Below are 26,731 nucleotides of genomic sequence, written 5' to 3' on the forward strand. Positions count from 1 at the left end.
CAATCAGGCGTGCTTTTCGAGCCAGGCGGCGATGATCGTTTCCAGCGTCTCGATCAGGCCTTCATGTTCGAGTTCCTCGACAATCTCATCAACGAAGGCGTTGACCAGCATGGCACGCGCCTTGTTTTCCGGAATGCCGCGGGCACGCATATAGTAGAGATGCGTCGGGTTGATATCGATGACGGTGGCACCATGGCCGCACTGAACATCGTCGGCAAAGATTTCCAGCTCCGGCTTTGCCGAGAAATCGGCATCGTCGGAGAGCAGCAGCGTGTTGCACGCCATCTTCGCATCGGTCTTCTGTGCGTCCGGAGCAACCCGGATCTGGCCCTGGAACACACCCTTGGCGCGATCGAACAGCACGTTGCGGAGAATTTCGGTCGATGTCGTGTTCGGCACGTCATGGCCGAGCGTGAATGTCACGTCGGTATGGGTTTCGCCGCCGAGCAGGTTGATGCCGCGCAGCTTGAAATCCGCACCTTCGCCTGTGGTGACGCCATGCACTTCCTGGCGCACCAGCTTGCCGCCGGCATTGATGATGAACAGCCGGAGCTTGGCGTTGGTGCCGAGGTCGAAATTCACCTGGGCAAGATGGCTGTCGCCGGCGCCCTGCTGCTGCAGGATGATCCAGGTGATTTCAGCGCCTTCATCGAGGATCAGGTCGCTGACAACCGTGACAAGGCTGGCCGCATCGTTGACCGAAAGATGGCGCTCGATGACTGTAGCCTTGGTGTTGGCACCGAAGGTGACCGGGAACCGGCTGTGGCTCTGGCCGGCGCTCTGCACCAGCTGCAGTTCGAGCGGCTGTTCAAGCTCGGTGCCCTCGGGCACCTCGATCTCGAAACCGTCGCGCACGAAGCTGCCATTGATCCGTCCGATGGCGTCGTCTTGATCGCGTTCGATGAGGTCGGCGGCGGCGACACCGTCGATCAGGCTTTCGGCGTAGGAACGCACATTGATGCCGGCAGGCAGGTTCTTGGTATCAGCCTTGCCGTTCAGCACTGCAAGCACCGAAGAGCCCGGAACCAGCGGATCCACCTTCTGCGCAAACGCCGTCGGATCGTAGGCTGGAACCGCACGCAAAAGCGCACGCATGTCCGTGTAGTGCCAGGATTCGACGCGGCGTGTCGGTAGCCCCTGTTTCCGAAGGCTCGCCAGCAGGCTATCGCGGGCCGACAGCACGGCGCCTTCGCCGGGCAGTTCACCGATCTGGGCAGTATAGGCATCGACGAGGGCCGTCTCGGCGGCTGTCATCGTGATTGCCGTTTGCATGTTCATCCCGGTACTCCTCAAGCCGCCGCATCGATGATGTCGGCATACCCATTAGCTTCAAGATCAAGCGCCAGCGACTTGTCGCCCGACTTGATGACCTGGCCCTTGTAAAGAACGTGGACGGTGTCCGGCACGATATATTCAAGCAGCCGCTGGTAATGGGTGATGACGATGACGGCGCGATCCGGAGAGCGCAACGCATTGACGCCGTCTGCAACGATCTTCAGTGCGTCGATGTCGAGGCCGCTATCGGTTTCGTCGAGGATGCACAGCTTCGGTTCAAGCAGCGCCATCTGCAGGATTTCGGCACGCTTCTTCTCGCCGCCGGAGAAACCGACATTGAGAGGACGCTTCAGCATATCCGGGTTGATCTGCAGCTTGGCGGCGGCTTCCTTGACACGGCGGATAAAATCCGGCGTCGAAAGCTCGGCTTCGCCGCGGAACTTCCGCTGCTCGTTAAGCGCGACCTTCAGGAACTGCATGGTGGCAACGCCCGGGATTTCGACCGGATATTGGAAGGCAAGGAAGATACCCTTGGCAGCACGCTCGGAAGGGTCGAGCTCAAGAATGCTCTCGCCATTGTAGAGGATGTCGCCTTCGGTCACTTCGTAATCGCTGCGGCCCGACAGGATGTAGGACAGCGTCGACTTGCCGGAGCCGTTCGGACCCATGATGGCAGCGACTTCGCCGGCCTTCACGGTGAGGTTCAGACCTCGGATGATCTCGGTGCCATCTTCGGCGATACGGGCATGGAGGTTTCTGATTTCAAGCATCGTAGTTTCTCTCAATCTTCTTTTCTTCCGCGAAGGAAGCGATCTAGCGTCTCATTTCTAACGCCGGAGCTGAGCCAAAAGACAATCGCCAAAATGCCCCCGGAAACAATTCCCAAAGTCTTTGCGATCTGCCAGCCGAACACCAATCCGGCAAAGCCGAGGAAAAGACCCATCACGGAAACGAAAATGATGAACACCATCATCTTCATTCCCAGCGTCATGTCTTTGGACCCGGCCAAAATACAATCCCGATTAGCCCACCGAGCCTTCCAGCGAAATCCCGATCAGCTTCTGTGCTTCGACCGCAAACTCCATCGGCAGTTCCTGGATGACTTCCTTGACGAAACCGTTGACGATCAGTGCGATCGCCGCTTCCGTCGGGATGCCGCGCTGCAGGCAATAGAACAGCTGGTCTTCGGAGATCTTCGAGGTTGTCGCCTCGTGCTCGAACTGGGCCGAGGAATTGCGCGCCTCGATATAGGGCACCGTATGGGCGCCGCACTTGTCGCCGATCAGGAGTGAGTCGCACTGGGTGAAGTTACGCGCGTTTTCCGCCTTGCGATGGGTCGAGACCTGGCCGCGATAGGTGTTCTGGCTGAAACCCGCAGCAATGCCCTTGGAGACGATGCGGCTCGAGGTGTTCTTGCCGAGATGGATCATCTTGGTGCCTGAGTCGATCTGCTGGTGGCCGTTGGAGACGGCGATCGAATAGAACTCGCCGCGGGAACCATCGCCACGCAGAATGCAGGACGGGTATTTCCAGGTGATCGCCGAGCCGGTTTCGACCTGCGTCCACGAAATTTTCGAGTTCTTGCCGCGGCAATCGCCACGCTTGGTGACGAAGTTGTAGATGCCGCCCTTGCCGTCCTTGTCGCCCGGATACCAGTTCTGGACGGTGGAATACTTGATTTCGGCATCGTCGAGCGCAACAAGTTCGACAACCGCCGCATGCAGCTGGTTTTCGTCGCGCTGCGGCGCGGTGCAGCCTTCCAGATAGGAGACGTAGGCGCCCTCTTCCGCGATGATCAGCGTGCGCTCGAACTGGCCGGTGCCCTTCTCGTTGATACGGAAATAGGTCGACAGTTCCATCGGGCAGCGAACGCCCTTCGGGATATAGACGAACGATCCATCGGTGAAGACGGCGCAGTTCAGCGTCGCATAATAGTTGTCGGTGGTCGGAACCACGGTGCCGAGATATTTCTTCACCAGATCCGGATGTTCGCGGATGGCTTCCGAGATCGACATGAAGATCACGCCGGCCTTTTTCAGCTCTTCCTTAAAGGTCGTGACGACCGAAACGGAATCGAACACCGCATCGACGGCGATGCGCGGCGTTTTCACACCAGCGAGGATTTCCTGTTCGCGCAAGGGAATGCCGAGCTTTTCGTAGACCCGCAGAAGCTCCGGATCAACGTCGTCGATCGACGTCGGGCCGGGCGTGCTCTTCGGCGCCGCATAGAAATAGATCTCGTTGAAATCGATCTTCGGATAGTTGACGCGCGCCCAGGTCGGCTCTTCCAGCGTCAGCCAGCGCTGATACGCCTCCAGACGCCATTCGAGCATCCATTCCGGCTCGTTCTTTTTTGCCGAAATGAAGCGGATGATGTCTTCGGACAGACCCTTGGGCGCCTTGTCCATTTCGATCGTCGTTTCAAACCCGTATTTGTACTGGTCCACATCAATCAGGGCGACCTGATCGATTGTTTCCTGCACAGCAGCCATGTCGTTCTCCAATCTCGCCGGATACAAGGTCCGGCAGCTTGTCAGCACGATACAATGTCGTTGTATCGCCTATGTAATGGGCTTAAGGGGCATTTTCACCCCGTTTGCCAAGCGGAAAATTCAATTTCCGCAATTTAATTCAGTATCACGCCGCCGCCCCCGAAAGCCTGCGTCGCGCCGAGACCTTGGCAAAGACCTCGGCACACCGATCTATGTCGGCTTCCGTCGTTGACGGCCCTATCGAAATCCGCAGCGCACCATGGCGCAGATCGTGCCCCATTGCCGACAGAACATAGCTCTGGCCGACCTTGCCGGACGAGCAGGCGGAACCAGCCGAAAGGGCGACACCCTCGAGATCAAAGGCAATCTGTCCGGTCTCGGACTTCAAGCCGGGCAGCGTGAAGAAGCACGTATTGCCGACGCGCTCGCCGCCCTGGCCATGGATGATGACGTCGGGTGCTGCTGCGATCATCGCCGTCTCCAGCGTGTCGCGCAACGCCGAAACCGCGATCATCCGCTGGCTCGGATTATCAGCCGCAAACCGGGCAGCAGCGCCAAATCCGGCAATCGCGGCGGGATTTTCCGTTCCGGAGCGATGCCCTTTTTCCTGGCCGCCGCCACGGACCAGCGCCGTGGGCATCAAGATTTCGCCGCGCGCCACCAAAGCGCCCGCACCCTTCGGCCCGCCGATCTTGTGGGACGAGACGATCAGGAAGTCCGCACCAAGCGCTTCTATCGACAGCGGCAGGCGTCCGGCCGCCTGGACCGCATCGACGAGAAGAATACCGCCAACGGCCTTGACCAGGCGGGCTACGTCACCGATCGGCTGGACGATGCCCGTCTCGTTGTTGGCCAGCATCACCGCGACCATCGGCAGACCGGACTGGCGGTCATGGGAAGCCAATGCCGCTTCGAGTTCGGCCAGATCGATCGTACCCGCCGGCGTCACGGCGATTTCGCTGATATCAGCCTTGCCGAACCGCCCGCCTTCGCGAACGGCCGGATGCTCGATCGCCGAAATATAGAGATGGCCGATCGTCAGCGGCGTCTTGCCCATGCGAAAATCGGGCGTCAGAACCCAGTTTGCCGCTTCCGTCGCGCCACTGGTAAAGGTCACGCTGGAAGCCGCAGCCCCGCAAAGGGCGGCTACATCACGGCGGGCATTTTCGATCAACGTGCGAATTTTACGGCCTTCGCCATGCACCGAGGATGGGTTGCCGAGCAGATCAAGCGCATCAAGGCACGCCGCGCGCGCGGCCGGCATGAGCGGCGCGGTTGCATTCCAGTCCATATAGATGCGCTCTTGTCCCATATTCCCTTGCCAAAGATGAACCGGCTGCCATGTAAAGGCATGCGGCCGGTGCATTTTCCTTGAATTTTTCGCTTCGCTTGCCGTAAGAGACAGCACTCGCCACGGAAAGTCCGTGTCAAAGTTTTGAATGGTTCTAAACTGGTTTTAGAAAAGCTGACTGCTTTCGTCAAGACTGCATCAGCGCTGAAACGGTTTTTAGTACCAGAATCAAGCCCGGAGAGCCAATGCCCGAAATCATCTTCAACGGACCGGCCGGTCGCCTCGAAGGCCGTTACCAGCCGTCCAAGCAGAAGAACGCCCCGATCGCCATCGTCCTGCATCCGCATCCGCAGTTTGGCGGCACGATGAACAACCAGATCGTCTACCAGCTGTTCTACATGTTCCAGAAGCGCGGCTTTACGACGCTCCGGTTCAATTTCCGCTCGATCGGCCGCAGCCAGGGCGAATTCGACCACGGCGCCGGTGAGCTGTCGGACGCCGCATCGGCGCTCGACTGGGTGCAGAGCATGCACCCCGATTCGAAGAGCTGCTGGGTCGCCGGTTATTCGTTCGGCTCCTGGATCGGCATGCAGCTTCTGATGCGCCGCCCGGAAATCGAAGGCTTCATGTCGATCGCGCCGCAGCCCAACACCTATGACTTCTCGTTCCTGGCACCCTGCCCGTCGTCCGGCCTGATCATCAATGGCGACCTCGACAAGGTGGCGCCGGAAAAGGATGTCAACACACTGGTCGATAAGCTGAAGGCCCAGAAGGGTATCTTGATCACCCACAAGACCGTGCCGGGTGCAAACCACTTCTTCAGCGGACAGGTCGATACGCTGATGGCCGAATGCGAGGACTACCTCGACCGGCGGCTGAACGGCGAACTGACGCCGGAACCGGCGGCAAAGCGCATTCGCTAAACCAGCCGTGGCTGGTTACGGCCAGCCCCGATTTTTTTCCAAATGGCACTCCGCGTTCTCAATCGTCGCAGAGTGCCATTTTTTTTGAGGCTGGAGAACTGGCGGTTCGGCTACGCAACACCGCGACAGGCGGCGTCGACCACATGCCTCCATCTTGTTCCGATTTCCCCTTCAGGCTATAGGTCATGGCACAGGCTTGGCCCGCGCCTCCTCCCTCCAATCGGGGAAGTATCGTTCATATGGGGTATTGAAATCATCGAGCCATCTGTTCGAGCGCCGCATAAGGAGGGATTGCGTTTTCCTGCTCGCAATGGAGGTTCCGTGATGAGGCTATCCGCCCCAATCTACCAACTGAAACGCCGGGCCAAACTTCTGGCCCGGGACGAAAAAATCCCCCTGCATGCCGCCTTTGACCGCATAGCGCGCGGAGAAGGTTTTGCAGGCTGGAGCCTGCTTGCTGCGCAAATTGCGGGGAGTTCCGACCAAAGAGACATCCTCTCCCGGCTCTCTGATGGAGACATCGTGCTGCTGGGCGCCCGTCCCGGACACGGCAAGACACTGTTGGGCCTAAAACTCCTGCTCGATGCCATCAGCGATGGTAGGAGGAGCGTGTTCTTCACCCTGGAATATAGCGAGCGGGAAACCAAGCAGCGTATCCGCGCGCTGGAAGGAGAAACACCCGGCCTTGGCGAAGCACTGGAGATCGTCACGGATGACCATATCTGCGCCGACTAAATCATCCACCATCTTGCAGAAGCCCCGCGCGGAACGGTCGCGGTCATCGATTATCTGCAAATCCTCGACCAAAGTAGAAACAAGCCCGTGCTTTCAGAACAACTCGGCGCTCTTCAAGCCTTTGCACGAAAGGCCGGCATTATTCTCGCCTTTCTGTCTCAGATCGATCGTTCCTATGATCCGGAAAGCAAACCACTGCCGGACTTGCAGGACATCCGCCTGCCCAATCGCGTCGATATGAGCCTCTTCTCCAAGGCGTGCTTCCTGCATGAAGGCAAGGCGCAGTTTCAAGCCATAACTTGATTTTCAAGCCTGCCGGTGCGCTTGCCTTATGTCCCGGCAGCCGTTTACCGGACCACAAACAGGGGTGTCAGGCCTGCGCCTGCCACCCCTCCGGGCTGGAGGATATCGCTTGCCCGGCGCGGTTTACCCGGTTGCGGCCACTCTTCTTGGCATCATAGAGCGCAGCATCTGCACCCTTGATCGTATCAACGATCGTGTCACCTGGCGCGGCCAGCGTGCAAACGCCAAAACTCGCCGACAGGCGGACTGTGTCCGGCAAGCCGATGATCGCAAGCGATGAAAAGCTGTTTCGAAGCCCCTGTGCAAACAGGTAACCCGTTGCCTCGCCGGTCGATGGCAGGAAGATGGCAAACTCTTCACCGCCGAAGCGCGCGCAGATTGCCTCGGGCGGTGCATGCCCCGCAATCATCCGGCCGAAGGCCAGGATCACCTGATCGCCGGCAGCATGCCCATAGGTATCGTTTACGACTTTGAAATGATCGAGATCGCACACAATCACGCTATGCGGATAAGCGGACATCGGGCGGGCAAGGACCTGGCTCACTCGTGCGTCGAAACCGCGCCGGTTCAAAAGCCCTGACAGAGGATCGATTTCGGAGGTCGCCTTGGCGTCATCCATGATTTCGACAACAATGACGGCGAGCAATGTCAGCCCTGTCGAAACGACCAGAACGGCACTGAGGCTCTGGGAGACCAGCGCATAAGTGCTGCCGAGATAGGCCTGCGCTGTGTCACCGCCGCTGAATTTGACCGCAAAATAGACTTTGCTGGCAAAATTCCCGGCCGTGATCAGCAGCAATGCCATGAGTATCCGGTCGGCTGTCTCGCGCCGCCCGGACCGGTAGACCGCCACCGCGCAGATCAGTTCCGCAATCGCGAACGGCAGCTGGTAGCCGAGCGAATGGGCAAATGTGCCGCGCGGCAAATCATAGATCATCAGGTTGAGGGGCAGTGCCGCACACAGAAGCGCCGTGATGGTCCAGATGTTCGCCGGCACCGCGTACAGGCGGCCAATCCCGACGCGGATCATCAACAGCGCACTTAGAAGGGAGCTGAATGCTCCGAAGCTGGCAATCCGGTCGAAATCGCCATAGCGGATCATCACCTCAAAGACTGCCGACAGCGAGGCGACAGCAAATGCAGCAGCAAACCAGCGTCCGGCCGACGGAATGCGGCTGCGCCTGGCGATGACCAGGAAAAAAGCGCAAAAAAGCTGCGCTATCAGGAAATTGACCGTCAATAGGAAGAGCGCGCCGTTCATCAATATGTCCGTTTCGAGAACACACACGCCGCGCGTTCCCCTCCGCAGGCCCCAAGGCTTTGCAGATTCGTGCGAATGGTATCTGCGTCCGGCAAAAGAAACGTTAATCTGGAGTTTGCGGCAGAGGTTCCAAAACCGGATTGAAGACGCCGCCAGTGACCGGTTTTGTCACTCCCGTCGTACCGGGAAATGTCAGCGGTAATCCTTCAAGCGAACGCACGGCAAGGTAAGCCCATGCCTCTGCCTCCATGGCATCACCGTCCAAGCCGGCCTCTTCGGCAACAATAACTGTCACATCGTCCTTTGCCCCAAGCCTGCGAAGGTCGTGCATGATGACAGGATTGAGCCGCCCGCCCCCACATATGACAAGGGTCCGGGGCTGCTCTGGCAGGTGTCTGGACGATTTGAGAATGGCTGCCGCTGTCACATACGCAAGTGTGCGCGCGCCGTCCGCCAAGGCGGCATCTGCATCGGCCGGCGGTGAAAAGTCGTTGCGATCAAGCGAGCGGCGCTGGTTGGATGAAAAAAACGAATGGTTGAGATAACGGTCTGCCAGCCCGGGAATGATCCTGCCAGCACCGGCGATCGTGCCATCTTGATCGAAGGCGCCGCCCGTATGGGTCTCCACCCATTGGTCGATCAACGTATTTCCCGGGCCGCTGTCATAGGCGACGATATCGCCTTGCGTGCCAATGAAGGTCAGATTGGAGATGCCGCCGATATTGACGAAAACCAGTGGCGCGGTTTGCCCGGCGCTTCGGGCGAGAGCGGCATGATAGACAGGAATGAGAGGCGCGCCCTGCCCGCCATATGTCATGTCATTGGCGCGCATGTCATGGACGACGGCGATACCTGTCAATTGCGCCAGCAGCGCGCCGTCGCCCAACTGCACGGTCAGCGCCTCATTCGGGCGATGAAGAACGGTCTGCCCGTGAAATCCGATCACGTCTATATCGGCTGGCAACAGCCCGTTGCAGGCGAGAAAATCATTGACCGCAACGGCATGCCGTAGCGTCAGGTTTCGCTCGACGGCTCCCAGATCGCCCGGACGCTCCATCCTGTCTGTCAGCGCGCGCGCCTCGTCCAGGGCCAGTTTCAGCCGGTTCCGGAAAGCCGGTTCGTAAGCAACGCCCATGAAGGGGCCACGCTCGACCCGGTCGCGGCCATCGGTTCGAACCAGCGCAATATCGATGCCGTCCATGCTGGTGCCGCTCATCAGCCCGATCGCCGTCTTCATCTGCGCCATCCTGCACTCAACTCCCAACCAAACATTACCGATGCAAACATTCCCAGCGCAAACAGGTGCACTTTTCACCAAACAGTGCTAAACGCCGCGCAAATATCCAGCAAGCACTCATTCTTTTCCAAACAGCCCACCGAAAGAGACAGGTCATGTCCGAATTCAAGTCCGATTTCCTGCACACCCTCCACGAACGCGGCTTCATCCACCAGACGTCCGACAATGCCGGGCTGGATGCGCTGTTCAACAAGGAAACCGTGACGGCCTATGTCGGCTATGATGCAACAGCCACCAGCCTGCATATTGGCAACCTCATCTCGGCGACAATGCTATATTGGCTGCAGGAAACGGGCCATCGGCCAATCGCTTTGATGGGGGGCGGCACCTCCATGGTCGGAGACCCCTCATTTCGTGACGAGCAGCGCAAATTGCTCACGCCCGAAGCAATCGATATCAACATTGAAGGTATCAAGCGTATCTTCTCGCGTATCCTGCGCTTTGGCGACGGCCCAACGGACGCGTTCATCGTCAACAATGCCGAGTGGCTTCTAAAGTTGAACTATGTTGAATTCCTGCGCGATGTGGGCAGGCACTTCTCGGTCAACCGCATGCTGAGCTTCGATAGTGTCAAACTTCGGTTGGACCGGGAACAATCACTGTCGTTCCTCGAATTCAACTACATGATCATGCAAGGCTACGACTTCGTCGAGCTGAACCGCCGTCATGGCTGCCTGCTGCAGATGGGCGGATCGGATCAATGGGGCAACATCATCAACGGGGTCGATCTCGGCCACCGGATGGGCACACCGCAAATGTATGCACTGACAACCCCGCTGCTCACGACATCTTCGGGCGCCAAGATGGGGAAATCAGCAACGGGTGCTGTTTGGTTGAATGAGGATGTCTTCAGCCCCTACGATTTCTGGCAATACTGGCGCAACACCGAAGACGCCGATGTCGGCCGTTTCCTGAAGATCTTCACGCGGTTACCGATGGACGAAATTGCCCGTCTGGTGGCGCTTGGCGGATCGGAAATCAACGAAGCTAAGAAGATCCTGGCAACCGAAGCAACCGCTATCGTTCATGGCCGCGAGGCGGCAGAACGTTCAGCTGAAACAGCAAAGCAGACCTTCGAAGAAGGCGCCCTTGCAGCCAACCTGCCATCCATCGATGTACCGGCGGCAGAGCTTGAAGCCGGTGTCGGTGTTCTCGCGCTGTTCGTACGGGCTGGTCTGGCCGAATCGAACGGCAAGGTGCGGCAGTTCCTGAAAGATGGTGCGGTCCGTATCAACGATGCGGTAGTCAATGACGATCGCCAGGTGATCGGCACCGGTGACGTGATGGCAGATGGTGTCATCAAGCTGTCGCTCGGCAAGAAAAAGCACATTCTCGTCCGGCCGGCCTAAACGCCTCGTACGACAAGCGACATGAAAACCGGCGGCGATCCCGCCGGTTTTTTATTGGAATTCAAAGATGCTGCGGAACACGCCGGGGGCGATGATTGACAGCGGATTGATCGTCAGATTCGGCTTGGCGAAGGGGCCAACCAGCTTGAAGGTAATCCCGAGCAGGCCCCGGTCGCGGCCATTGCCGAGAAGAACGCCGATGATCGGCAATTCGCCGAACAGACGATTGAGCCCGTAGGCCGGCATGAACGTTCCGGTCATGTCCATGTTGCCGTTCGCGTCGCGCACCGTGCCCTGGAACGTTGCGCCGACATCAACCCCGCGCACGACCCCGCTGTCGATCGCAATCGATCCATTGTCGAGCGCGATATTGGCAGAACCACGCTCGAAGCGGGCAGAACTGACATCGATATTCTTCTTCACCGCCTGGTTCAGGCTTCTGCCATCGGCGCCTGTCGGGGTGGAGACGATCGATTGCAGCCGGGCTTCGTTGACCAGCGAAAACTTGCGAATATCGACATTGCCTCGCCAGGAACTGCCGCCGCGATCGCGCAGCTTCAGATTAAGCAGCCCGCCACGCATGTTGCTGTAGATATTGGCGAAGCGGGCGAGCGATCCAGCATCGCCGCTGGTCAGTTCCAAGGTATTGTCAGCACCGTTTTTCGTCAGCTTGGCAACAACGGCCTGACCACTGTCGGTCACCGCCGACAGATCGATGGCATCGATCTGCTTGCCTCTGGCCGCATAGCTCAGATTGACGTTGGACAATGTCTCAGAGTGGAAGCCGGTCACCTGTTGAAGGTTGGCATTGATGGAGATCCGCTTGCCGCCGCCATCGCCATCACCATCTCCATCTCCTGACCCGCTACGCAAGCTTTCGATGACTGGGCGCATATCGGCGGACGAGCCATTCACGTTGACGGCAAAGCCACCTTTCTGGCGCTTGATGCTGACGGCATAATTATCGCCCTTGGAGAGTTGGACCGAGGAAAGCTCTCCGGAATTCAAACCTGACTTGTCGAGCACGAGTGCGCCTGCGGCACCAAAGCCATCGCCCGTGAGCTTTAGATCATCGATATGCGCCATGTCGTCGGAGGTTGAGACTGAAAACGTCGCCTTTGCGCCAATCCCCGCTCCCTTTGACCAACCTATCCAGGGAAGCGAAATCTGCGCATTGCCGAGATCGGCCGAAACTGTCTGCCGATTAGAATCATCGATCTGGATATCTAACGACACAGGTCCACTGACAATCCCAGCAAGCCCCGGAGCGAGCTTCGCAAGCGCCTGGTCATTCAGCGTTCCGGAAACCTCACGCTTTCTTTTGACGGTGCTGTCCGCACCGACGGGCTCGACAAGGGAAATAGTCATCGGCCCGCCATCAATATCGGCTTGCGCTTCCAGCACCGCCTGCTGTGGATCGATCCTCAAGCTCCCCTTGATGTCGGAAATCGACCGTCCGGCAATGGGTTTATTGACGGTGACGCCATTCAGCAGCATCTGTGCCTGCCATTGCGGCGGCGGTGGTTTTTGGGCGGTGACGAGACCGAAACGCGCACCGACCTGCGCCGTCATTTCTCCAGAAAAGTCCTCTGGCTTGAAAGGCGTTCGCTGCAGGGCAAGAATGGGCCGGTAGCTGACAAGCTCGGCAATCGCATCCGCCTGCCCCCCGACATCCAGTTTCATTTCAGCGATCAGCGGCTTTTCGTAGGTGTTGGGGATGACAAAGTTACCCCCGTTTACCGTGGCGGAGCGACCGGACGGGAAATAGGCCGTTCCGCGTTCGATCTCCACATCAAGATACTCGCCCTTGAGCTTGAACACGCCGGCTGCATCGCGCAATGGCGGAATGTCGCCAGCCAGATTGACCCGCGCATCGGCGATGTTGAATTGAACGCTCAACTCCTCGGCGTTCAGATCGATAGGACCGACGGTGCGCGTGATGCGTCCCATCGGAAGGAAGACTTCAATTTTACCATCGGTGACAGTACCGCCGAAGATATTGTTGATCACCCACCGGCGTGCCGTCTTGCCGACCCACCAGGGCCATAATTGCTTGACCGCAGCGGACTGAATCTTGCTCGTCAGAAGCGCAAAGCTGATCTGCGGTGATGTATCCCCGAATGTCATGGAGAGAGAGCCGGCGGCCGTGCCGAGAGCGCTGGCCACCGTGAGTTCCTGAAATACCAGTTCGTGCGTTTCCGGCAGGAATCGCCCCTGTGCCTTGGCATCGAAGATCAGCGGGGCCTCGGAGACATCGACAGGAGACGAACTGGCTGATTGCAGCAGAAGGTCGATCGAAAATCCCGGTTTTCCGGCTGTAGCCGCCGGATCGAGATCGGCAATTGCCCCCGTAAACGGAAACGTCGATCGGCCGATCCGCACCATCGACGGAAGAATTTCTATTCTGTCACGGCCAAAGTCATAGGTGATGTTGACTTCGGAGGGCTTCAGTTCCGACGAAAATCCGCCGGCATCGAAGACCCCCTCCGCCGACTGCCCTTTCAGTTGCAGGGTCGGCATCAAACCTTGGCCGGCACGTGTCGCATTGATACTCAGATCGGCGCTGCTTCTGATCCCGAATGCCTGTTCCGTCTCTGTCTGATTGCGATGGAGAAAGGCGGCCAGCGGCAGTCCGGTAGCAGCGCCGTCAAGGCTGGCTATCCGTCCATTTGCGCCGTTGGCGCGAAGATGCAGCTCCGCCGATTCTCCGTCTATGGAAAAAAGCCCGTCAATCTGCATGGAGCCATCGTCACCGCGCTTGAAATCGAGAGATTTCACCACGACCGGAATAGCCCGCTTCCGGGGACCTGCAACGGACAGCTGCAGGTCCGCAAGGCGCACGGTCTCTGTATTGCTGCGGCTAATCAGTTGCGAAATGCTGTCTATCTGGTTGAACACGACCTCCAGCCCGCCGGCAACATCGGCAACCCGGATGGCCGTCAGATCGATCGGCTTGCCTTGGGGCAGAAGTGACGGATCGAGCGTCGCACCTTCAGCTTCCAGCCGTGACATGGCAATTCGGCCGGTCAGCAAGGCAAGAGGATTGAGTTCGATAAAGACGGAATTGGTGGTCACCAGACGTTTGTTGGAGGCGTTTTCCACCAACGTCACGTCCTGCGCTTTGAGCGCGAGAGCACCATTCGAGTTCACGCGCAATACGGTGCTGCCGACCTCGGCATGATATCCGCTGCCGATGGCGGAATTCAGGGCCGTCTGCGCCCGCGCGTTGAGCGGCCCGTCGAGGAACCCGCCTTCTATGGCTGCCAGAACAGCTGCCCCAAGAAGCAGAAAAATTGCCGTAATAACGATCGTTGTTGTGACAACGAGATGTGCAACCCCACGCTTGTTCGGCGCGTGAACGATACATGGATCATGGGCCTGCGCCGATGGCAGGGAATGCAGAACGACAATGTCTTCCTTGCGAAACGATACTTTTTCGCCGCGGATTTCATTCATCAGCGCCGGTGACCTCCGGAAGTGTGAAAAAGAATCATGCGGTATTTTCCAATCTGCTGCGATTCCACTTCGCGGCATCAGACGAAGATATGCCCATGATGCCAAACGCACATCGTACGCGGTTGATTTATCTCATGTTCTCGCCCGAAAATACCAATGGCGCATCGGCGCACCTTTCGGCATCTGCATTCGTTGCACAGTAATTAAAGAACGATCCCGGGGCAAACGATGTCTGCCCTTCCACCCATCTTCCCTGTGCGCGAGACATCCCCCGGTCCCTCCGGCGCTGGACGGGTCGGGTTCCGATTGGCTATGCCTCTTGCGACACACTTTGGCGGCACATGCCCCAGAATAAAGGAATAACCATGGCGAACCCGATCGAAGGCGCAATTGCACCGGACTTTACCCTGCCCCGCGACGGCGGCGGAACCGTCTCGCTGTCGGATTTCAAGGGGCAATCTGTCGTGCTTTTCTTCTACCCGAAGGACGACACTAGCAGCTGCACCACCGAATCGATCGCCTTTAGCGGACTGCTGAGCGAATTTTCAGCAGCTGGCGCGGTGGTCATCGGCATGTCGCCGGATTCGGTGAAAAAGCACGACAAGTTCGCCAAGAAATACGATCTGTCGGTCATCCTTGCGTCGGATGAGGACCTAGCCGTCCTGAACAGTTATGGTGTTTGGGTCGAAAAGAGCATGTACGGCCGCAAGTATATGGGCGTCGAGCGGACGACCCTGCTGATCGGACCCGATGGCGTCATCCTGCGCATCTGGCCGAAGGTGAAGGTTGCCGGTCATGCCGAAGAGGTCCTTGCCGCAGCCAAGAGCCTTGCCAACGGAACAGCGTGACGATGACGAACCTGCCGGCGATTCGCAGCCTTCGCGACGGGGCCGTCCGCGCAATCCGCGCAGCCGATCTGGATATCAAGACGCTCTTGACCCAGGAGACGGCCCGCCGCTGGAGCGAACGGACCCTGTCGCTGCGCTCGCCGCTCGATACGCCTGTGCCAGATCGTCCCGGAAGGCCGGAAAAGCCGGAACTGATACCGCCAAGGCAAATGCCAAAGCGTGCGCTGACCACAGACAAGGGCAGGATCGCCCTGCTCCACGCCATTGCCCATATCGAACTCAATGCTGTCGATCTGGCACTTGATATCGTCGCCCGCTTTGCCGCGGAGCCCGTTCCCAACTCCTTCTTCGACGGCTGGATGAAGGTGGCCTTTGAGGAGGCCAAGCATTTCCGCATGGTGCGCGATCGTCTGCGCCAGCTTGGTGCCGACTATGGTGATCTGCCGGCCCATGACGGGCTCTGGCAGGCAGCCCATGATACGCGCAACGATCTTACGGCACGCTTGGCGGTCGTACCGCTGATTCTCGAGGCGCGCGGCCTCGACGTGACGCCTGCCCTGCAAGCCAAGATGCGCGAGGCTGGCGACATGGAAAGCGCTGCCGTGCTTGACGTGATCTACGAGGATGAAAAAGGCCATGTGGCTGTCGGCGCCAAATGGTTCCGTTTTCTCTGCGCCCGGCAAAAGAAGGACCCGGCAGCGGCGTTCCAGGCCCTGGTCAGGGCCAATTTTCGAGGTCCGCTGAAAGCCCCGTTCAACGATATCGCCCGTGCCGAAGCCGGCCTGACGCCATCATTCTATCGCTCGATGACGGCCTCCGTAAACACCTGACAGGCCGTCACAAAACCCGCCCAGCAAAGCTTTGTTAACCTTAACGGTGTCTAATCGCCCCATCAGGACGGGCAGAATCGCACGCGGTGGGGGTGAGTTGGTGTCTACGGAAAGCCAAGTTTTCGGCAAGCGCGCACAAAAGCACATCATCATTCTGGCCAGCGGTGACAAGGTTCGCCACATGACCATTCAGCCCTGGATGGCAGCGCTGTCGGTTTGTTTTGTTTCGGTTTTTTCGATCGGCTATCTCGCTGCAACCTCCTATCTGGTACTGCGCGACGACCTGATCGGTGGCGCGATGGCCCGCCAGGCGCGCATGCAGCACGAATACGAGGACCGGATTGCCGCCTTACGCGCGCAGGTCGACCGCGTCACGAGCCGCCAGCTCCTTGATCAGCAAGTCGTCGAAGACAAGGTCGAAAAGCTGCTCCAACAGCAGATGGCATTGTCATCACGCCACGGCCGCCTTGGCACACTGCTCGACCGCGCCGAAGAATCCGGTATCGCCGAGAAGGAAGTTCACCCTGCAGAGACAGCACCCCTCGCCTACGAAAAACGCGCTGACGCCAGTGGTGGCCTAAAAGCCATCGAACGGTTGATGGGCATGGGCGGTAAGGCGCCTCAGCAGAAGATCGCGCTTGCCTACACACCACAATCCGCCTCGGACGGACAGGAGGCGATGGCGGACCGTGCCGACCGGCTGTTTTCGAAGGTGACATTGTCGCTCAAGGATATCGAGCAGGAACAGAAAACCCGTATAGACAGCCTGACGGCAGGCGCATCGGAAGCCACCGATGCCATCATGACCATCCTTGCACGCACCGGCGTCAAGGTGGCCGCAGATGAAGTGGCGGAAACTGCAGCCGTTCCGGGAGATGACGATGCTATTGGCGGCCCGTTCGTCGAGCCGGAAACCACCGAGGCCTTCGACAGCTCTCTGGTCGGGCTCGATACAGCACTTGGCCGTCTCGAAAGCGTTCGCAGCCAGGCGAGGAAGCTGCCATTCAACAATCCGTCGCCGGCCAGCGACATTACCTCAAGCTTCGGCAACCGCCTCGACCCGTTCCTTGGCCGGTTGGCGCTGCATGCCGGCATCGATTTTCGCGCGCCGACCGGAACACGGATCCTCGCAACGGCGCCCGGCACGGTGATCACCGCAGGCAAGACCGGCGGTTACGGCAACATGGTCGAAATCGACCATGGCAACGGCATCACCACCCGCTACGCGCACCTCTCGACGATCCTGGTCAATGCCGGCGACAAGATTACCGCCGGTGAGGCCATTGCCCGTTCCGGCAGCACCGGCCGCTCGACCGGCCCGCACCTGCACTACGAAGTCCGCCTCAATGGCGAGGCCGTCGACCCCATGCGGTTTTTGACCGCAGGCATTAAGCTCAGCCACTACATCAATTGAACTTGACGGCTTTGTGGCCGCTCTTGACGTAACGGCAGGCTTTTTTTCGCTATCCTGTTGTTGGCAGTCCATTATTGACTCTTTCGCCGATCAAACCACCGGTTTTCTTGACTTTGCTTGGCTATGGGACTAAGAGCCCCAGCGACGGCAGTTAACGCTTGCGCCGATTGACCAGAGTTCGACCGAACCGGAACGGAAACAGATTTCCCTTTGACCACTTTTTCAGACCTTGGCCTGAGCCAAAAAGTTCTTACCGCAGTGACAGATGCGGGCTACACCATCCCTACACCGATCCAGGCAGGCGCCATTCCGCCAGCCCTGCAGCGGCGTGATATTCTGGGCATCGCCCAGACGGGCACGGGGAAGACGGCATCCTTCGTGCTGCCTATGCTGACGCTTTTGGAAAAGGGCCGCGCTCGTGCTCGTATGCCGCGCACGCTCATTCTTGAGCCGACGCGCGAACTGGCTGCCCAGGTTGCGGAAAACTTTGAAAAATACGGCAAGAATCACAAGCTCAATGTCGCACTGCTGATCGGCGGCGTGTCCTTCGATGAGCAGGACCGCAAGCTTGAGCGTGGCGCCGATGTGCTGATCTGCACGCCAGGCCGCCTGCTTGACCATTGCGAACGCGGCAAGCTTTTGATGACCGGCGTCGAAATCCTCGTCATCGATGAGGCCGACCGCATGCTCGACATGGGCTTCATCCCCGATATCGAGCGCATCGCCAAGCTGATCCCCTTCACGCGCCAGACCCTGTTCTTCTCGGCCACCATGCCGCCGGAAATCCAGAAACTCGCTGACCGGTTCCTGCAGAACCCCGAGCGTGTCGAAGTGTCGACGCGGTCTTCGACGGCAACGACCGTGACGCAGCGTTTGGTCGCCACTCACAGCAAGGATTACGAAAAGCGCGCTGTGCTGCGCGATCTGATCCAGAAGCAGGACGAACTGAAGAACGCCATCATCTTCTGCAATCGCAAGCTTGATGTGGCCGAACTGTATCGCTCGCTTTCGCGTCACGGTTTCTCAGTGGGCGCGCTGCACGGTGACATGGATCAGAGTTCGCGCACGAAAATGCTTGCGGGCTTTAAGGACAATGCGATCACGCTGCTGGTTGCCTCCGACGTCGCCGCCCGCGGTCTCGACATTCCGGATGTCAGTCATGTGTTCAATTTTGACGTGCCGATCCATGCGGAAGATTATGTCCACCGCATCGGCCGCACCGGCCGTGCCGGTCGTTCGGGTGCCGCGTTCACGCTGGTTTCCAAGCGCGACACAAAATTCGTCGATGCCATTGAAAAGCTGATCGACAAGAACATCGAGTGGCTGAACGGCGATCTGTCCGCCCTGCCCGCTCCAATGGAAAGCCACGAGAGCAGCAAGCCGGAGCGCGGCGGCCGTGACGGCAAGCGCGGTGGACGCCGCAACGACAGGGATCGTGAACACGCTCCCCGGCCCGTGGCCAGTCACAAATCGGACATCAAATCAGACGATAGTCCGGCAGTCGTAGCAGCCCCCCTCGAACCGGTAGTAGCAAAGGCAGAACCTGTGAGATCAGAACGCAAGGCAGAAACGAAACCGCAGAATGCCGGCCGTAACAGCAACCGTCCTGCTCCCCAGCCGAATCCTGCCAATGACGACAACCGCGATCGCCGCAACCGCTATCGCCGCGACCAGGACGACGGCCCGACGCCGGTCGGCTTCGGCGACGATATCCCGGCTTTCATGCTGATTGCCGGCAAGGCCTGAGCCTTCACGCAGTCGCATGGCATATCCAGGCATAGATTTTCCCGGTGTGGGATCAGGGCTTGCCGTCTTTAGTGACGGCAAGCTTTTGCTTTGCAAGCGCTTGAAAGCACCGGAATCTGGTCACTGGAGCATTGTCGGCGGCAAGGTCGATCATATGGAACCGGCAGCCGACGCCGCCCGCCGCGAGGCGGAGGAAGAGAGCGGCCTGACAATCCATTCGGCGCGTTTTCTCTGCCTCAGCGAACAGCTGATCGAAGCCGACCGGCAACACTGGATTTCGCTGATCTACGTGACCGACGATTTCTCCGGCGAACCACAATTGACGGAACCCGACAAACTTTCCGCAATAGGCTGGTATCCGCTCGACGACCTGCCGCAACCGCTCTCCCTGTTTGCCCAGGATGCGGTCAAGGCGTTGCGGGCGCTGGCTATTTCTTAGCGCGCAAGGCCGCCTCAAAGGCAAGCCGCACCCAGCGGGCCATTTCATCGGGATCATCAAAAGCTTCTTCTGGAACGGACCAGTAGGGCATCTTCACCAGTTTGCCCTTGCCGTCATAGCTCCACTGCGAACTACCGGCCGCCTCGAATTCTCCGGCGCTCTCGCCGTCTGCTTTCAACAGAATGTCGCCGCTCACCTCCAGCGCCAGAATCCGGCCTTCGAAATAGATGCCCTTGCCGCCAAACATGCGTTTGACCGTCACCGGCCCCAGAGCCGAAAACATCTCCTCGATTGCCGCATTGTCCATGTCTGTCAGCCTTTCAACATGCGAATGGTAAAGCCGGCTGCTCCATCAATATGCGGCAGCATGGATCGCGAGCTGCGGGGCAGCAGCGGGAACCGCTTAGCCGGTGCAAGGAAATCTATAACGTGCGGTAGTCGCGGTCCAGATAGACCAGCGCCGGTTTTTGTTGGCCAAGCGTCACCGCGACGACCTGTCCGAACAGGACGATATGGGTGGCCACCGTCTTGATATCGATCAGCCGGCAATCGAACGCAGCCACGGCCTCGGCAAGGATCGGCGCGCCGGTCTTCAGTTCTCCCCAGGTGCCGTGGGAGAAGCGCTCTGACGGATCGACCGGATTCTTGCCGGAAAAGACATGGGCGAGATCCATCTGGTCGGCGCCGAGAAGATTGAGCGCGAAGCTGCCGCTGTCGGCAAAGATGTCGTTGCGCGGATTGGCACCGTTGAGGCAGACCAGTAGCGTCGCCGGATCGTCGGACACCGAGCAGGCGGCCGTGATCGTCACGCCACGCCGCACGCCGTTATGGGCCGCCGTCACGATATGCACGTGGCCAGCCAGCCGGCTCATGGCATCACGGTAGGTCAGCGGGTCCAGTTGGGTCTTGTCCAACACGGCAGTCTCCAGATCGATGTATGTTTTTAACACATAGACATTGCAACGAAATATGAAACCCGCTGTCTGGTTTTTCTTCGTCATTTACGGCAATTGTCGTCCACCTGACGAAGGTTCCGATCTTTTCCTTTGACCCTTGCAGCCACATCTTTAAAACATGGGCATTCTCAACTGGATAAGCGCATGTTTCGTTCGATTTTCGCCAGCCTTGTGATTGCCGGATCGGTTCAGGCCGCCCCCGCTTTGGCTGCGGGCCTGAAGATCGCCGTCGTCGCGCCGGCCGACGGACCGTTTGCGCTTCTGGGGCAGCAGATGCTGGACGGCGCCCGCTTTCAGGCAGAGGATCGTGGCTCGGAAATCATCGCCATCCCGGAAACCTGCGAGCCGAATGATGCGGAAAGCCTGACGAAAGCTCTGCTCGCCAGCGGCGCCGAGGCGGCGATCGGCTTCCTGTGTACGGAAAGCCTGGAAGCGACGCTGCCGGCACTGGCCGAGGCCGGTATTCCCGCCCTGACGCTCAGCGTGCGCTCCGATATTCTGATGGAAGACGCGCTGAAGAAGAAATGGCCCTTCTTCCGGCTGGTCCCGAGCGCCAAGGCCGAAGCGGCCAAGGCGACGGAGATCATTTTGTCGCGCTGGAAGAACGAACCGCTCGGGCTGATCGAGGACGGAACGATCCATGGGCGCGAACTGGTGGAAACTGTGCGCGGCGCGCTGGCCGAAATCGGCCTGACCCCAACCTTCTCCGACACCTATCGTCCCGCCCAGGAACAGCAGGTGAGCCTTGTTCGACGGCTCGCCAAGAGTGGAGCGACGCATGTCTTCACCGGCGGCGACCGCGCCGATACCGCCATCATTGCGCGCGATGCGGCGTCCGAACAGGTGGCACTGACGCTGATGGGCGGCGAGGCGCTGGATGCGGCTAACCTGCCGGTTCCGCTCGCGAATGGCATTCTGGCCGTATCCCTGCCGGACTATGCCACCCTGCCGGACGCCAAGGTCACCGTCGATGCCATGACGTCGGCAAAATTGCTGCCGGAAGGCTATGTATTGCCCGCGTTTGCAGCCGTCACGCTGCTGGAGCAGGCGAAGGACCAGGCCGGCAAGGATGGCGGCCCTGTACTGGATGCGCTAGCCAAAGGCCCCTACCAGACGGTTCTTGGCCCCCTCCGTTTTAACGCCGGTCACGAATTGGCAGAAAACCCCTATCGGCTGCTGGAATGGCAAAACAACCGGTTCATTACCGCTCCGGCCGTTTCGGGAAGCCAATGATGCGCCCCGGCCCGCGCAATTCGATCACCGATGTCGGTGGCCTGAGGGTCGGCAATGCCGAGGACCATCGGCTGAAATCCGGCGTCTCCGTCATCGTCTGCGATCAACCGGCCGTCGCCGCCGTGCAGGTGCTGGGTGGTGCTCCCGGTACGCGCGAGACTGATCTGCTCGAACCGCACAATACGGTACAGACCGTTGATGCCATCGTTTTGTCGGGCGGCTCGGCCTTCGGGCTTGATGCGGCATCTGGCGCACAGGCCGCTTTGCGCCAGATGGGACGCGGCTTTCCTGTCGGCAACCTGCATATCCCGATCGTTCCCGCCGCCATCCTCTTCGACCTGATCAATGGTGGCGACAAGGATTGGGGTCTCTACCCGCCCTATCGCGAACTTGGGTATGCGGCAGTTCAGGCCGCAGCGCTGGAATTTTCGACAGGCACCGCCGGCGCCGGAACAGGCGCCCTGACCGCCACGTTCAAGGGCGGGCTCGGCACAGCCTCGGCGATCCTCGACAACGGGATCACCATCGGCGCATTGGTCGCCGTCAACGCGCTCGGTTCAGCGACCATCGGTGACGGCAGGCATTTCTGGTCGGCACCGTTCGAGGAAGGCGCAGAGTTCGGCGGCCTCGGCATGCCGCATCCGTTCCCGAAGGACGCACGCGACCTGCGCATCAAGTTTCGCGGCAAGCAGAGCGAAACGAAAAACACCACGATCGCCGTCATCGCCACCGATGCGGTGCTGAGCAAGGCCGAGGCGAAACGGCTGGCGATCGCCGCTCATGACGGCTTTTCCCGTGCAATCTGGCCATCGCATACGCCGCTTGACGGCGACCTGGTCTTTGCGCTGGCGACGGGAACAAGCGGCAAAGCCATTTCGCTGCAGGATTTTATCGATCTAGGGGCTGCGGCAGCATCCACCATGGCCCGCGCTATTGCCCGTGGCGTGCATGATGCGACGGCTCACGAAAACGATCTGCTGCCCGTTTGGGCGGCGCAAACCTAGACTCCGGCGATGGCGAAGTGGCAACATCTGTTGTTTGCCGTGAAAAGCGATGCTATTGCCCGCAAAACAGTTGGAGCCCCACACCATGCCCCTGCCTATCCGCATCGCCCCCTCCATTCTCGCCGCCGATTACGCCAAGCTCGGACAGGAAGTGCGCGACGTCGTTGCCGCCGGTGCCGACTGGATCCATCTCGACATCATGGACGGCCATTTCGTTCCCAACATTTCGTTCGGCCCCGATGTGATCAAGTCGCTGCGGCCGCACACACAAGCCTATTTCGACTGCCACCTGATGATCGCGCCAGCCGATCCCTATCTCGAAGCTTTTGCCAAGGCCGGCTGCGACAGCATCACCGTGCATGCCGAAGCAGGGCCCCATCTCGATCGTTCGGTTCAGGCGATCAAGGCGCTTGGCAAAAAGGCGGGCGTTTCGATCAATCCGGCAACGCCCGAAAGCGTGCTCGACTATCTGCTCGACAAGATCGACCTCGTTCTAGTGATGACGGTCAATCCGGGTTTTGGCGGCCAGAAATTCATTCCCGCCATGGAAGAAAAGATCCGCAGCATAAAGGCGATGATCGGCGACCGGCCGATCGACATCCAGGTCGATGGGGGCATCGCGCTGGACACGATCGCGCTTCCGGCGTCCGCCGGTGCCAACGTGTTCGTAGCAGGTTCGGCCATCTTCGGCGGTGGGCATGTCGATGCCTACCGCAAAACCATCGACACCTTGCGCAGCAACGCCGAAGGAGGCCGCGGGTGAGATTACCGGGCGGAATCGCGGCTGCATTGCTTGCCTCGGCGCTTTTTTCCGGCGCGGCCTGTGCTGGCGATTTCGCCTCATTCCAACCGCTTGGCTTTTCGGCGGATGGCAATGTCTTTGCCTTCGAGGAATATGGCGTTCAGGACGGCTCGGGCTTTCCCTATTCGAACATCTATTTCGTCGATACCCGCAAGGACACCTTTTTACCCGGAACGCCGATCCGGCTGCGCGTCGATGAAGAAAACACCAGCCTTGCCAAGGTGAGAGCACAGGCGGCCGCAAAGGCCGCCCCGCTTGTCGAGAAATTCGATCTTGGCGCCAATCCCGGCCTGCTCGCCGCCTTCAATCCTATCACGGAAACGGACAGCGCTCCTCATCGCCTGACATACCGGCAATATGCCGTCGAGCCGCCGGTCGGTGGAAACTTCACGCTCTCGCTCGATGCCATCCCCCTCGCCCCCTCCGCACTCTGCAAGGATGTCACGCCCCAGTCGACCGGCTTTCGTCTCGCCTTTAAAACAGAGGACGGAAAGTCATCGGACCGCGTGCTGCACACCGACACGGCCATTCCCGACAGCCGCAAATGCCCGACGGGTTACCGTATCGGCGGCGTCATGGTGCATAATCCGCAGCAAGGCGAACCGGTCCACGTTGTCCTCGTTCAGGTCTTGAGCGTCGGTTTCGAAGGCAGCGATGGCCGTTGGATCGCCGTTCCGGCGCCCGCAACGCCATGAGTGCATCCGGGCATTCCAGAATGGACGCACAGCGCGTTCTGACGCGGAAAATAGCGCAGCGGCTGCGTGAGGCTCTGCCGAGCCTGTGGGAAATTCTGCTTGGTGCGCCGTTGTGGGGCATGATGATGGCCGTATCGGCGCTCGCCGCACTGTATCTGCGCAACGGCGCCGAGACCTCTCATCTCTCCAGTATTCTTGTGCTGTTCTTCTTGGGTGGTCTGGTTTCCTGGCCATTCGCACTTGTGCTTGGCCGTTTCGGCGCGATCGGCAGAGGCCGGGAGACCCGCTTTGCCGCATTCTTCCTGTGCTTGACCCTCTGTACCATCGCCACCACGGCTGTTCTTTTTGCCCTCGATTACCGATCCTTCTATGCCCGCTGGCATGCTCCGTTCGGCACAGGCACCTGGGCCTACCAATTCACGTTCACCTCGGCGAGCGCCATTTATCAGTTCGTCGTCATGGGCATCCGCCTGTATCTGCCGCTCGGATTTGCCGCTCTCGCACTGACCAGCCTGTGGCTGACATGCCGGATGCCAGAACAGCGACGTTGAGATTGCCGTCTATCTTTGCTAGAGGCTCAGCCAACTCCCATCGTCACGAAAGCTAAAGCCCATGATCCCCCGTTACTCCCGGCCGGAAATGGTGGCCATCTGGTCGCCGGAAACCAAATTCCGCATCTGGTTCGAAATCGAGGCCTATGCCTGCGACGCACTGGCCGATCTCGGCGTCATCCCCAAGGACGCCGCCCGGACGATCTGGGAGAAGGGCGGTTCTGCCACTTTCGACGTCGCGCGTATCGACGAAATCGAAGCCGTCACCAAGCATGACGTCATCGCCTTCCTGACGCATCTGGCCGAATTCATCGGCCCCGACAGCCGGTTCGTCCACCAGGGCATGACCTCGTCCGACGTGCTCGACACGACGCTGAACATCCAGCTGGTGCGCGCCGCCGACCTGCTGCTTGCCGATCTCGATCGCGTTCTGACAGCGCTGAAGACCCGCGCCTTCGAACACAAGGATACGGTCCGCATCGGCCGCAGCCACGGCATTCACGCCGAGCCGACCACGATGGGCCTGACCTTTGCCCGATTCTATGCCGAGATGAGCCGCAACCGCGGGCGCCTCGTCGCTGCCCGCGCGGAAATCGCCACCGGTGCCATCTCCGGCGCTGTCGGCACCTTTGCCAATATCGACCCCAGCGTCGAGGAATATGTCTGCGAAAAGCTCAGCCTCGTGGCTGAGCCGATCTCCACGCAGGTCATCCCGCGCGACCGTCATGCGATGTTCTTCGCGACGCTTGGTGTCATCGCCTCCTCCATCGAAAACATCGCCACCGAAATCCGCCATATGCAGCGCACCGAAGTTCTGGAAGCGGAGGAGTTCTTCTCGCCGGGCCAGAAGGGCTCATCGGCCATGCCGCACAAGCGCAATCCGGTCCTGACCGAAAACCTGACCGGCCTTGCCCGTCTGGTGCGCATGTCGGTGGTTCCCGCCATGGAAAACGTCGCTCTCTGGCACGAGCGCGATATCAGCCATTCCAGCGTCGAGCGCGCCATCGGCCCAGATACGACGATCACCCTCGACTTCGCCCTCAACCGTCTGGCCGGTGTTATCGAGAAGCTGGTGATCTACCCGGAAAACATGCTGAAGAACATGAACAAGTTTCGCGGCCTGGTAATGAGCCAGCGGGTGCTTCTGGCCCTCACCCAGGCCGGCGTGTCGCGAGAGGACAGCTACCGTCTCGTGCAGCGCAACGCCATGAAGGTCTGGGAAAAGGGCGCCGATTTTCTTGAGGAACTGCTGGCCGACGCGGAAGTGCGCGCGGCTCTGCCGGAAGCGGAAATCCGCGAGAAATTCGATCTTGGCTATCACACCAAGCATGTCGACACGATCTTCCGCCGCGTCTTTGGCTGATCTATCCCCTGCGGAGAGCGCACCGCTCTCCGCAACAAACTTGTGTTTGATTTCGACCCAGTTTGTTCGATTGTGAACGAATTTCTCAAGCTTTTTGTCAGTTTTCCGTGAGAAATTGCGAAAAATGAATGGAGAGGAGTCGGGTGAACATGCCGTACCAGCAGACGATCGAACGCAAGGCCGTGCGCACGACAACAAAATTCACCGGCGAAGTGACCTGCAAGGGCGGATCAAGCCGGGGGATTGTCAAAGACCTGTCAGCGGCCGGCATTTGTTTTCAACTCTATTTCGACATCAATGCCACGACCGGCCAGCAAGTCTCGATCAAGAGCGACGAGTTCGGCCATTTGACCGGTGTTGTGCAGTGGTACCGCGGCGACAAGATCGGTATCCGCCTTGACGCGTCCTCCAACACATCGGCGCAGATTTCGTCCTATTACAAATATTTCCGCTAAATCAGACGTAAAG

24 protein-coding genes and 1 pseudogene are annotated in these 26,731 nt (G+C 59.3%); 15 read left to right on the plus strand and 10 right to left on the minus strand.

Annotated elements, in window-relative coordinates:
• Positions 1-3: 3 nt before the first annotated feature.
• The 5 genes from sufD to ACP7E0_RS13000 all read right to left on the minus strand — a co-directional run bounded on the left by sufD (position 4) and on the right by ACP7E0_RS13000 (position 5,079).
• Positions 4-1,278, minus strand: coding sequence for a Fe-S cluster assembly protein SufD (gene sufD, locus ACP7E0_RS12980; RefSeq protein ID WP_426125410.1), 1,275 nt, complete (start codon positions 1,276-1,278; stop codon positions 4-6).
• Between the two features lie 11 nt (positions 1,279-1,289).
• The gene (gene sufC, locus ACP7E0_RS12985) at positions 1,290-2,045 is read right to left on the minus strand and encodes a Fe-S cluster assembly ATPase SufC (protein ID WP_426125411.1); all 756 of its coding nucleotides are present in this window, start codon (positions 2,043-2,045) and stop codon (positions 1,290-1,292) included.
• A gap of 11 nt (positions 2,046-2,056) precedes the next feature.
• Entirely contained in the window at positions 2,057-2,284 is a 228-nt protein-coding gene (locus tag ACP7E0_RS12990) for a hypothetical protein (RefSeq protein ID WP_426125412.1), read from the minus strand.
• 13 nt (positions 2,285-2,297) lie between these two features.
• Entirely contained in the window at positions 2,298-3,767 is a 1,470-nt protein-coding gene (sufB, locus tag ACP7E0_RS12995) for a Fe-S cluster assembly protein SufB (RefSeq protein WP_426125413.1), read from the minus strand.
• 145 nt (positions 3,768-3,912) lie between these two features.
• On the minus strand, positions 3,913-5,079 hold the full coding sequence (locus ACP7E0_RS13000) for a cysteine desulfurase family protein (RefSeq protein ID WP_426125415.1): 1,167 nt from the start codon (positions 5,077-5,079) through the stop codon (positions 3,913-3,915).
• 224 nt (positions 5,080-5,303) lie between these two features.
• Between ACP7E0_RS13000 and ACP7E0_RS13005 the strand changes: the two genes are divergently transcribed.
• Both ACP7E0_RS13005 and ACP7E0_RS13010 read left to right on the plus strand, forming a co-directional pair.
• Positions 5,304-5,981, plus strand: coding sequence for an alpha/beta hydrolase (locus ACP7E0_RS13005; protein WP_113315586.1), 678 nt, complete (start codon positions 5,304-5,306; stop codon positions 5,979-5,981).
• Positions 5,982-6,305: 324 nt separating this feature from the next.
• Positions 6,306-7,019, plus strand: a pseudogene (locus ACP7E0_RS13010) (DNA helicase).
• 67 nt (positions 7,020-7,086) lie between these two features.
• Here the strand turns inward: ACP7E0_RS13010 and ACP7E0_RS13015 are convergent.
• Together ACP7E0_RS13015 and ACP7E0_RS13020 are read right to left on the minus strand one after the other, a co-directional pair.
• The gene (locus ACP7E0_RS13015) at positions 7,087-8,280 is read right to left on the minus strand and encodes a diguanylate cyclase (RefSeq protein WP_426125416.1); all 1,194 of its coding nucleotides are present in this window, start codon (positions 8,278-8,280) and stop codon (positions 7,087-7,089) included.
• 103 nt (positions 8,281-8,383) lie between these two features.
• Positions 8,384-9,526, minus strand: a complete 1,143-nt coding sequence (locus ACP7E0_RS13020) for an anhydro-N-acetylmuramic acid kinase (protein ID WP_426125419.1) — start codon at positions 9,524-9,526, stop codon at positions 8,384-8,386.
• Positions 9,527-9,672: 146 nt separating this feature from the next.
• On the opposite strand from ACP7E0_RS13020, the gene tyrS reads away from it, so the two are divergent.
• Positions 9,673-10,926: a tyrosine--tRNA ligase gene (gene tyrS, locus ACP7E0_RS13025; RefSeq protein ID WP_426125420.1), complete on the plus strand. Its 1,254-nt coding sequence runs from the start codon at positions 9,673-9,675 to the stop codon at positions 10,924-10,926.
• Positions 10,927-10,977: 51 nt separating this feature from the next.
• Here the strand turns inward: tyrS and ACP7E0_RS13030 are convergent, their stop codons facing one another.
• Positions 10,978-14,382 (minus strand): DUF3971 domain-containing protein, encoded by a 3,405-nt coding sequence (locus ACP7E0_RS13030; protein WP_426125422.1) that lies wholly within the window; start codon positions 14,380-14,382, stop codon positions 10,978-10,980.
• 365 nt (positions 14,383-14,747) lie between these two features.
• Between ACP7E0_RS13030 and ACP7E0_RS13035 the strand changes: the two genes are divergently transcribed.
• The 5 genes from ACP7E0_RS13035 to ACP7E0_RS13055 all read left to right on the plus strand — a co-directional run bounded on the left by ACP7E0_RS13035 (position 14,748) and on the right by ACP7E0_RS13055 (position 19,659).
• On the plus strand, positions 14,748-15,230 hold the full coding sequence (locus ACP7E0_RS13035; RefSeq protein WP_426125423.1) for a peroxiredoxin: 483 nt from the start codon (positions 14,748-14,750) through the stop codon (positions 15,228-15,230).
• Positions 15,231-15,232: 2 nt separating this feature from the next.
• Positions 15,233-16,060, plus strand: a complete 828-nt coding sequence (locus tag ACP7E0_RS13040) for a ferritin-like domain-containing protein (protein WP_426125425.1) — start codon at positions 15,233-15,235, stop codon at positions 16,058-16,060.
• A gap of 97 nt (positions 16,061-16,157) precedes the next feature.
• The gene (locus ACP7E0_RS13045) at positions 16,158-17,474 is read left to right on the plus strand and encodes a M23 family metallopeptidase (protein ID WP_426125427.1); all 1,317 of its coding nucleotides are present in this window, start codon (positions 16,158-16,160) and stop codon (positions 17,472-17,474) included.
• Between the two features lie 210 nt (positions 17,475-17,684).
• Positions 17,685-19,220 carry a DEAD/DEAH box helicase gene (locus ACP7E0_RS13050; RefSeq protein WP_426125428.1) on the plus strand — a complete coding sequence of 512 codons (1,536 nt, stop codon included), beginning with the start codon at positions 17,685-17,687 and terminating at the stop codon, positions 19,218-19,220.
• A gap of 16 nt (positions 19,221-19,236) precedes the next feature.
• Positions 19,237-19,659: an NUDIX domain-containing protein gene (locus ACP7E0_RS13055; protein WP_426125429.1), complete on the plus strand. Its 423-nt coding sequence runs from the start codon at positions 19,237-19,239 to the stop codon at positions 19,657-19,659.
• Here the strand turns inward: ACP7E0_RS13055 and ACP7E0_RS13060 are convergent.
• Both ACP7E0_RS13060 and ACP7E0_RS13065 read right to left on the minus strand, forming a co-directional pair.
• Positions 19,649-19,966 (minus strand): TfoX/Sxy family protein, encoded by a 318-nt coding sequence (locus tag ACP7E0_RS13060; protein ID WP_426125430.1) that lies wholly within the window; start codon positions 19,964-19,966, stop codon positions 19,649-19,651. The genes ACP7E0_RS13055 and ACP7E0_RS13060 overlap by 11 nt on opposite strands.
• A gap of 115 nt (positions 19,967-20,081) precedes the next feature.
• Positions 20,082-20,531 (minus strand): flavin reductase family protein, encoded by a 450-nt coding sequence (locus ACP7E0_RS13065; protein WP_426125630.1) that lies wholly within the window; start codon positions 20,529-20,531, stop codon positions 20,082-20,084.
• 228 nt (positions 20,532-20,759) lie between these two features.
• Between ACP7E0_RS13065 and ACP7E0_RS13070 the strand changes: the two genes are divergently transcribed.
• From ACP7E0_RS13070 to ACP7E0_RS13100, 7 genes are all read left to right on the plus strand, one after another.
• On the plus strand, positions 20,760-21,848 hold the full coding sequence (locus ACP7E0_RS13070) for a branched-chain amino acid ABC transporter substrate-binding protein (RefSeq protein WP_426125431.1): 1,089 nt from the start codon (positions 20,760-20,762) through the stop codon (positions 21,846-21,848).
• Positions 21,845-22,852 (plus strand): P1 family peptidase, encoded by a 1,008-nt coding sequence (locus ACP7E0_RS13075; RefSeq protein ID WP_426125432.1) that lies wholly within the window; start codon positions 21,845-21,847, stop codon positions 22,850-22,852. Before ACP7E0_RS13070 ends, ACP7E0_RS13075 begins: the two co-directional genes overlap by 4 nt.
• Positions 22,853-22,937: 85 nt before the next feature.
• On the plus strand, positions 22,938-23,615 hold the full coding sequence (rpe, locus tag ACP7E0_RS13080; protein WP_426125434.1) for a ribulose-phosphate 3-epimerase: 678 nt from the start codon (positions 22,938-22,940) through the stop codon (positions 23,613-23,615).
• Complete coding sequence (locus tag ACP7E0_RS13085) at positions 23,612-24,349, plus strand: DUF2259 domain-containing protein (RefSeq protein WP_426125436.1); 738 nt, start codon at positions 23,612-23,614, stop codon at positions 24,347-24,349. The genes rpe and ACP7E0_RS13085 overlap by 4 nt, the downstream gene beginning before the upstream one ends.
• 20 nt (positions 24,350-24,369) lie before the next feature.
• Positions 24,370-24,900 (plus strand): hypothetical protein, encoded by a 531-nt coding sequence (locus ACP7E0_RS13090; RefSeq protein WP_426125438.1) that lies wholly within the window; start codon positions 24,370-24,372, stop codon positions 24,898-24,900.
• A 61-nt stretch (positions 24,901-24,961) separates the two neighbouring features.
• Entirely contained in the window at positions 24,962-26,263 is a 1,302-nt protein-coding gene (purB, locus tag ACP7E0_RS13095; RefSeq protein WP_426125439.1) for an adenylosuccinate lyase, read from the plus strand.
• A gap of 149 nt (positions 26,264-26,412) precedes the next feature.
• Positions 26,413-26,718: a PilZ domain-containing protein gene (locus tag ACP7E0_RS13100; protein WP_426125440.1), complete on the plus strand. Its 306-nt coding sequence runs from the start codon at positions 26,413-26,415 to the stop codon at positions 26,716-26,718.
• Positions 26,719-26,731 lie beyond the last annotated feature (13 nt).

It is taken from the genome of Pararhizobium sp. PWRC1-1, assembly GCF_049897905.1.
Lineage (GTDB): Bacteria > Pseudomonadota > Alphaproteobacteria > Rhizobiales > Rhizobiaceae > Pararhizobium.

Excerpts from the sequence above, each read along its gene's own strand:
- sufC (WP_426125411.1), bottom strand. The coding sequence starts at position 2,045 with ATGCTTGAAATCAGAAACCTCCATGCCCGTATCGCCGAAGATGGCACC.
- ACP7E0_RS13035 (WP_426125423.1), top strand. The coding sequence starts at position 14,748 with ATGGCGAACCCGATCGAAGGCGCAATTGCACCGGACTTTACCCTGCCC.
- purB (WP_426125439.1), top strand. The coding sequence starts at position 24,962 with ATGATCCCCCGTTACTCCCGGCCGGAAATGGTGGCCATCTGGTCGCCG.
- ACP7E0_RS13015 (WP_426125416.1), bottom strand. The coding sequence starts at position 8,280 with ATGAACGGCGCGCTCTTCCTATTGACGGTCAATTTCCTGATAGCGCAG.
- sufB (WP_426125413.1), bottom strand. The coding sequence starts at position 3,767 with ATGGCTGCTGTGCAGGAAACAATCGATCAGGTCGCCCTGATTGATGTG.
- sufD (WP_426125410.1), bottom strand. The coding sequence starts at position 1,278 with ATGAACATGCAAACGGCAATCACGATGACAGCCGCCGAGACGGCCCTC.
- ACP7E0_RS13020 (WP_426125419.1), bottom strand. The coding sequence starts at position 9,526 with ATGGCGCAGATGAAGACGGCGATCGGGCTGATGAGCGGCACCAGCATG.
- ACP7E0_RS13055 (WP_426125429.1), top strand. The coding sequence starts at position 19,237 with ATGGCATATCCAGGCATAGATTTTCCCGGTGTGGGATCAGGGCTTGCC.
- ACP7E0_RS13030 (WP_426125422.1), bottom strand. The coding sequence starts at position 14,382 with ATGAATGAAATCCGCGGCGAAAAAGTATCGTTTCGCAAGGAAGACATT.
- tyrS (WP_426125420.1), top strand. The coding sequence starts at position 9,673 with ATGTCCGAATTCAAGTCCGATTTCCTGCACACCCTCCACGAACGCGGC.
- ACP7E0_RS13075 (WP_426125432.1), top strand. The coding sequence starts at position 21,845 with ATGATGCGCCCCGGCCCGCGCAATTCGATCACCGATGTCGGTGGCCTG.
- rpe (WP_426125434.1), top strand. The coding sequence starts at position 22,938 with ATGCCCCTGCCTATCCGCATCGCCCCCTCCATTCTCGCCGCCGATTAC.
- ACP7E0_RS13090 (WP_426125438.1), top strand. The coding sequence starts at position 24,370 with ATGGACGCACAGCGCGTTCTGACGCGGAAAATAGCGCAGCGGCTGCGT.
- ACP7E0_RS13100 (WP_426125440.1), top strand. The coding sequence starts at position 26,413 with ATGCCGTACCAGCAGACGATCGAACGCAAGGCCGTGCGCACGACAACA.
- ACP7E0_RS13005 (WP_113315586.1), top strand. The coding sequence starts at position 5,304 with ATGCCCGAAATCATCTTCAACGGACCGGCCGGTCGCCTCGAAGGCCGT.
- ACP7E0_RS13040 (WP_426125425.1), top strand. The coding sequence starts at position 15,233 with ATGACGAACCTGCCGGCGATTCGCAGCCTTCGCGACGGGGCCGTCCGC.
- ACP7E0_RS13060 (WP_426125430.1), bottom strand. The coding sequence starts at position 19,966 with ATGGACAATGCGGCAATCGAGGAGATGTTTTCGGCTCTGGGGCCGGTG.
- ACP7E0_RS13065 (WP_426125630.1), bottom strand. The coding sequence starts at position 20,531 with ATGAGCCGGCTGGCTGGCCACGTGCATATCGTGACGGCGGCCCATAAC.
- ACP7E0_RS13000 (WP_426125415.1), bottom strand. The coding sequence starts at position 5,079 with ATGGGACAAGAGCGCATCTATATGGACTGGAATGCAACCGCGCCGCTC.
- ACP7E0_RS13070 (WP_426125431.1), top strand. The coding sequence starts at position 20,760 with ATGTTTCGTTCGATTTTCGCCAGCCTTGTGATTGCCGGATCGGTTCAG.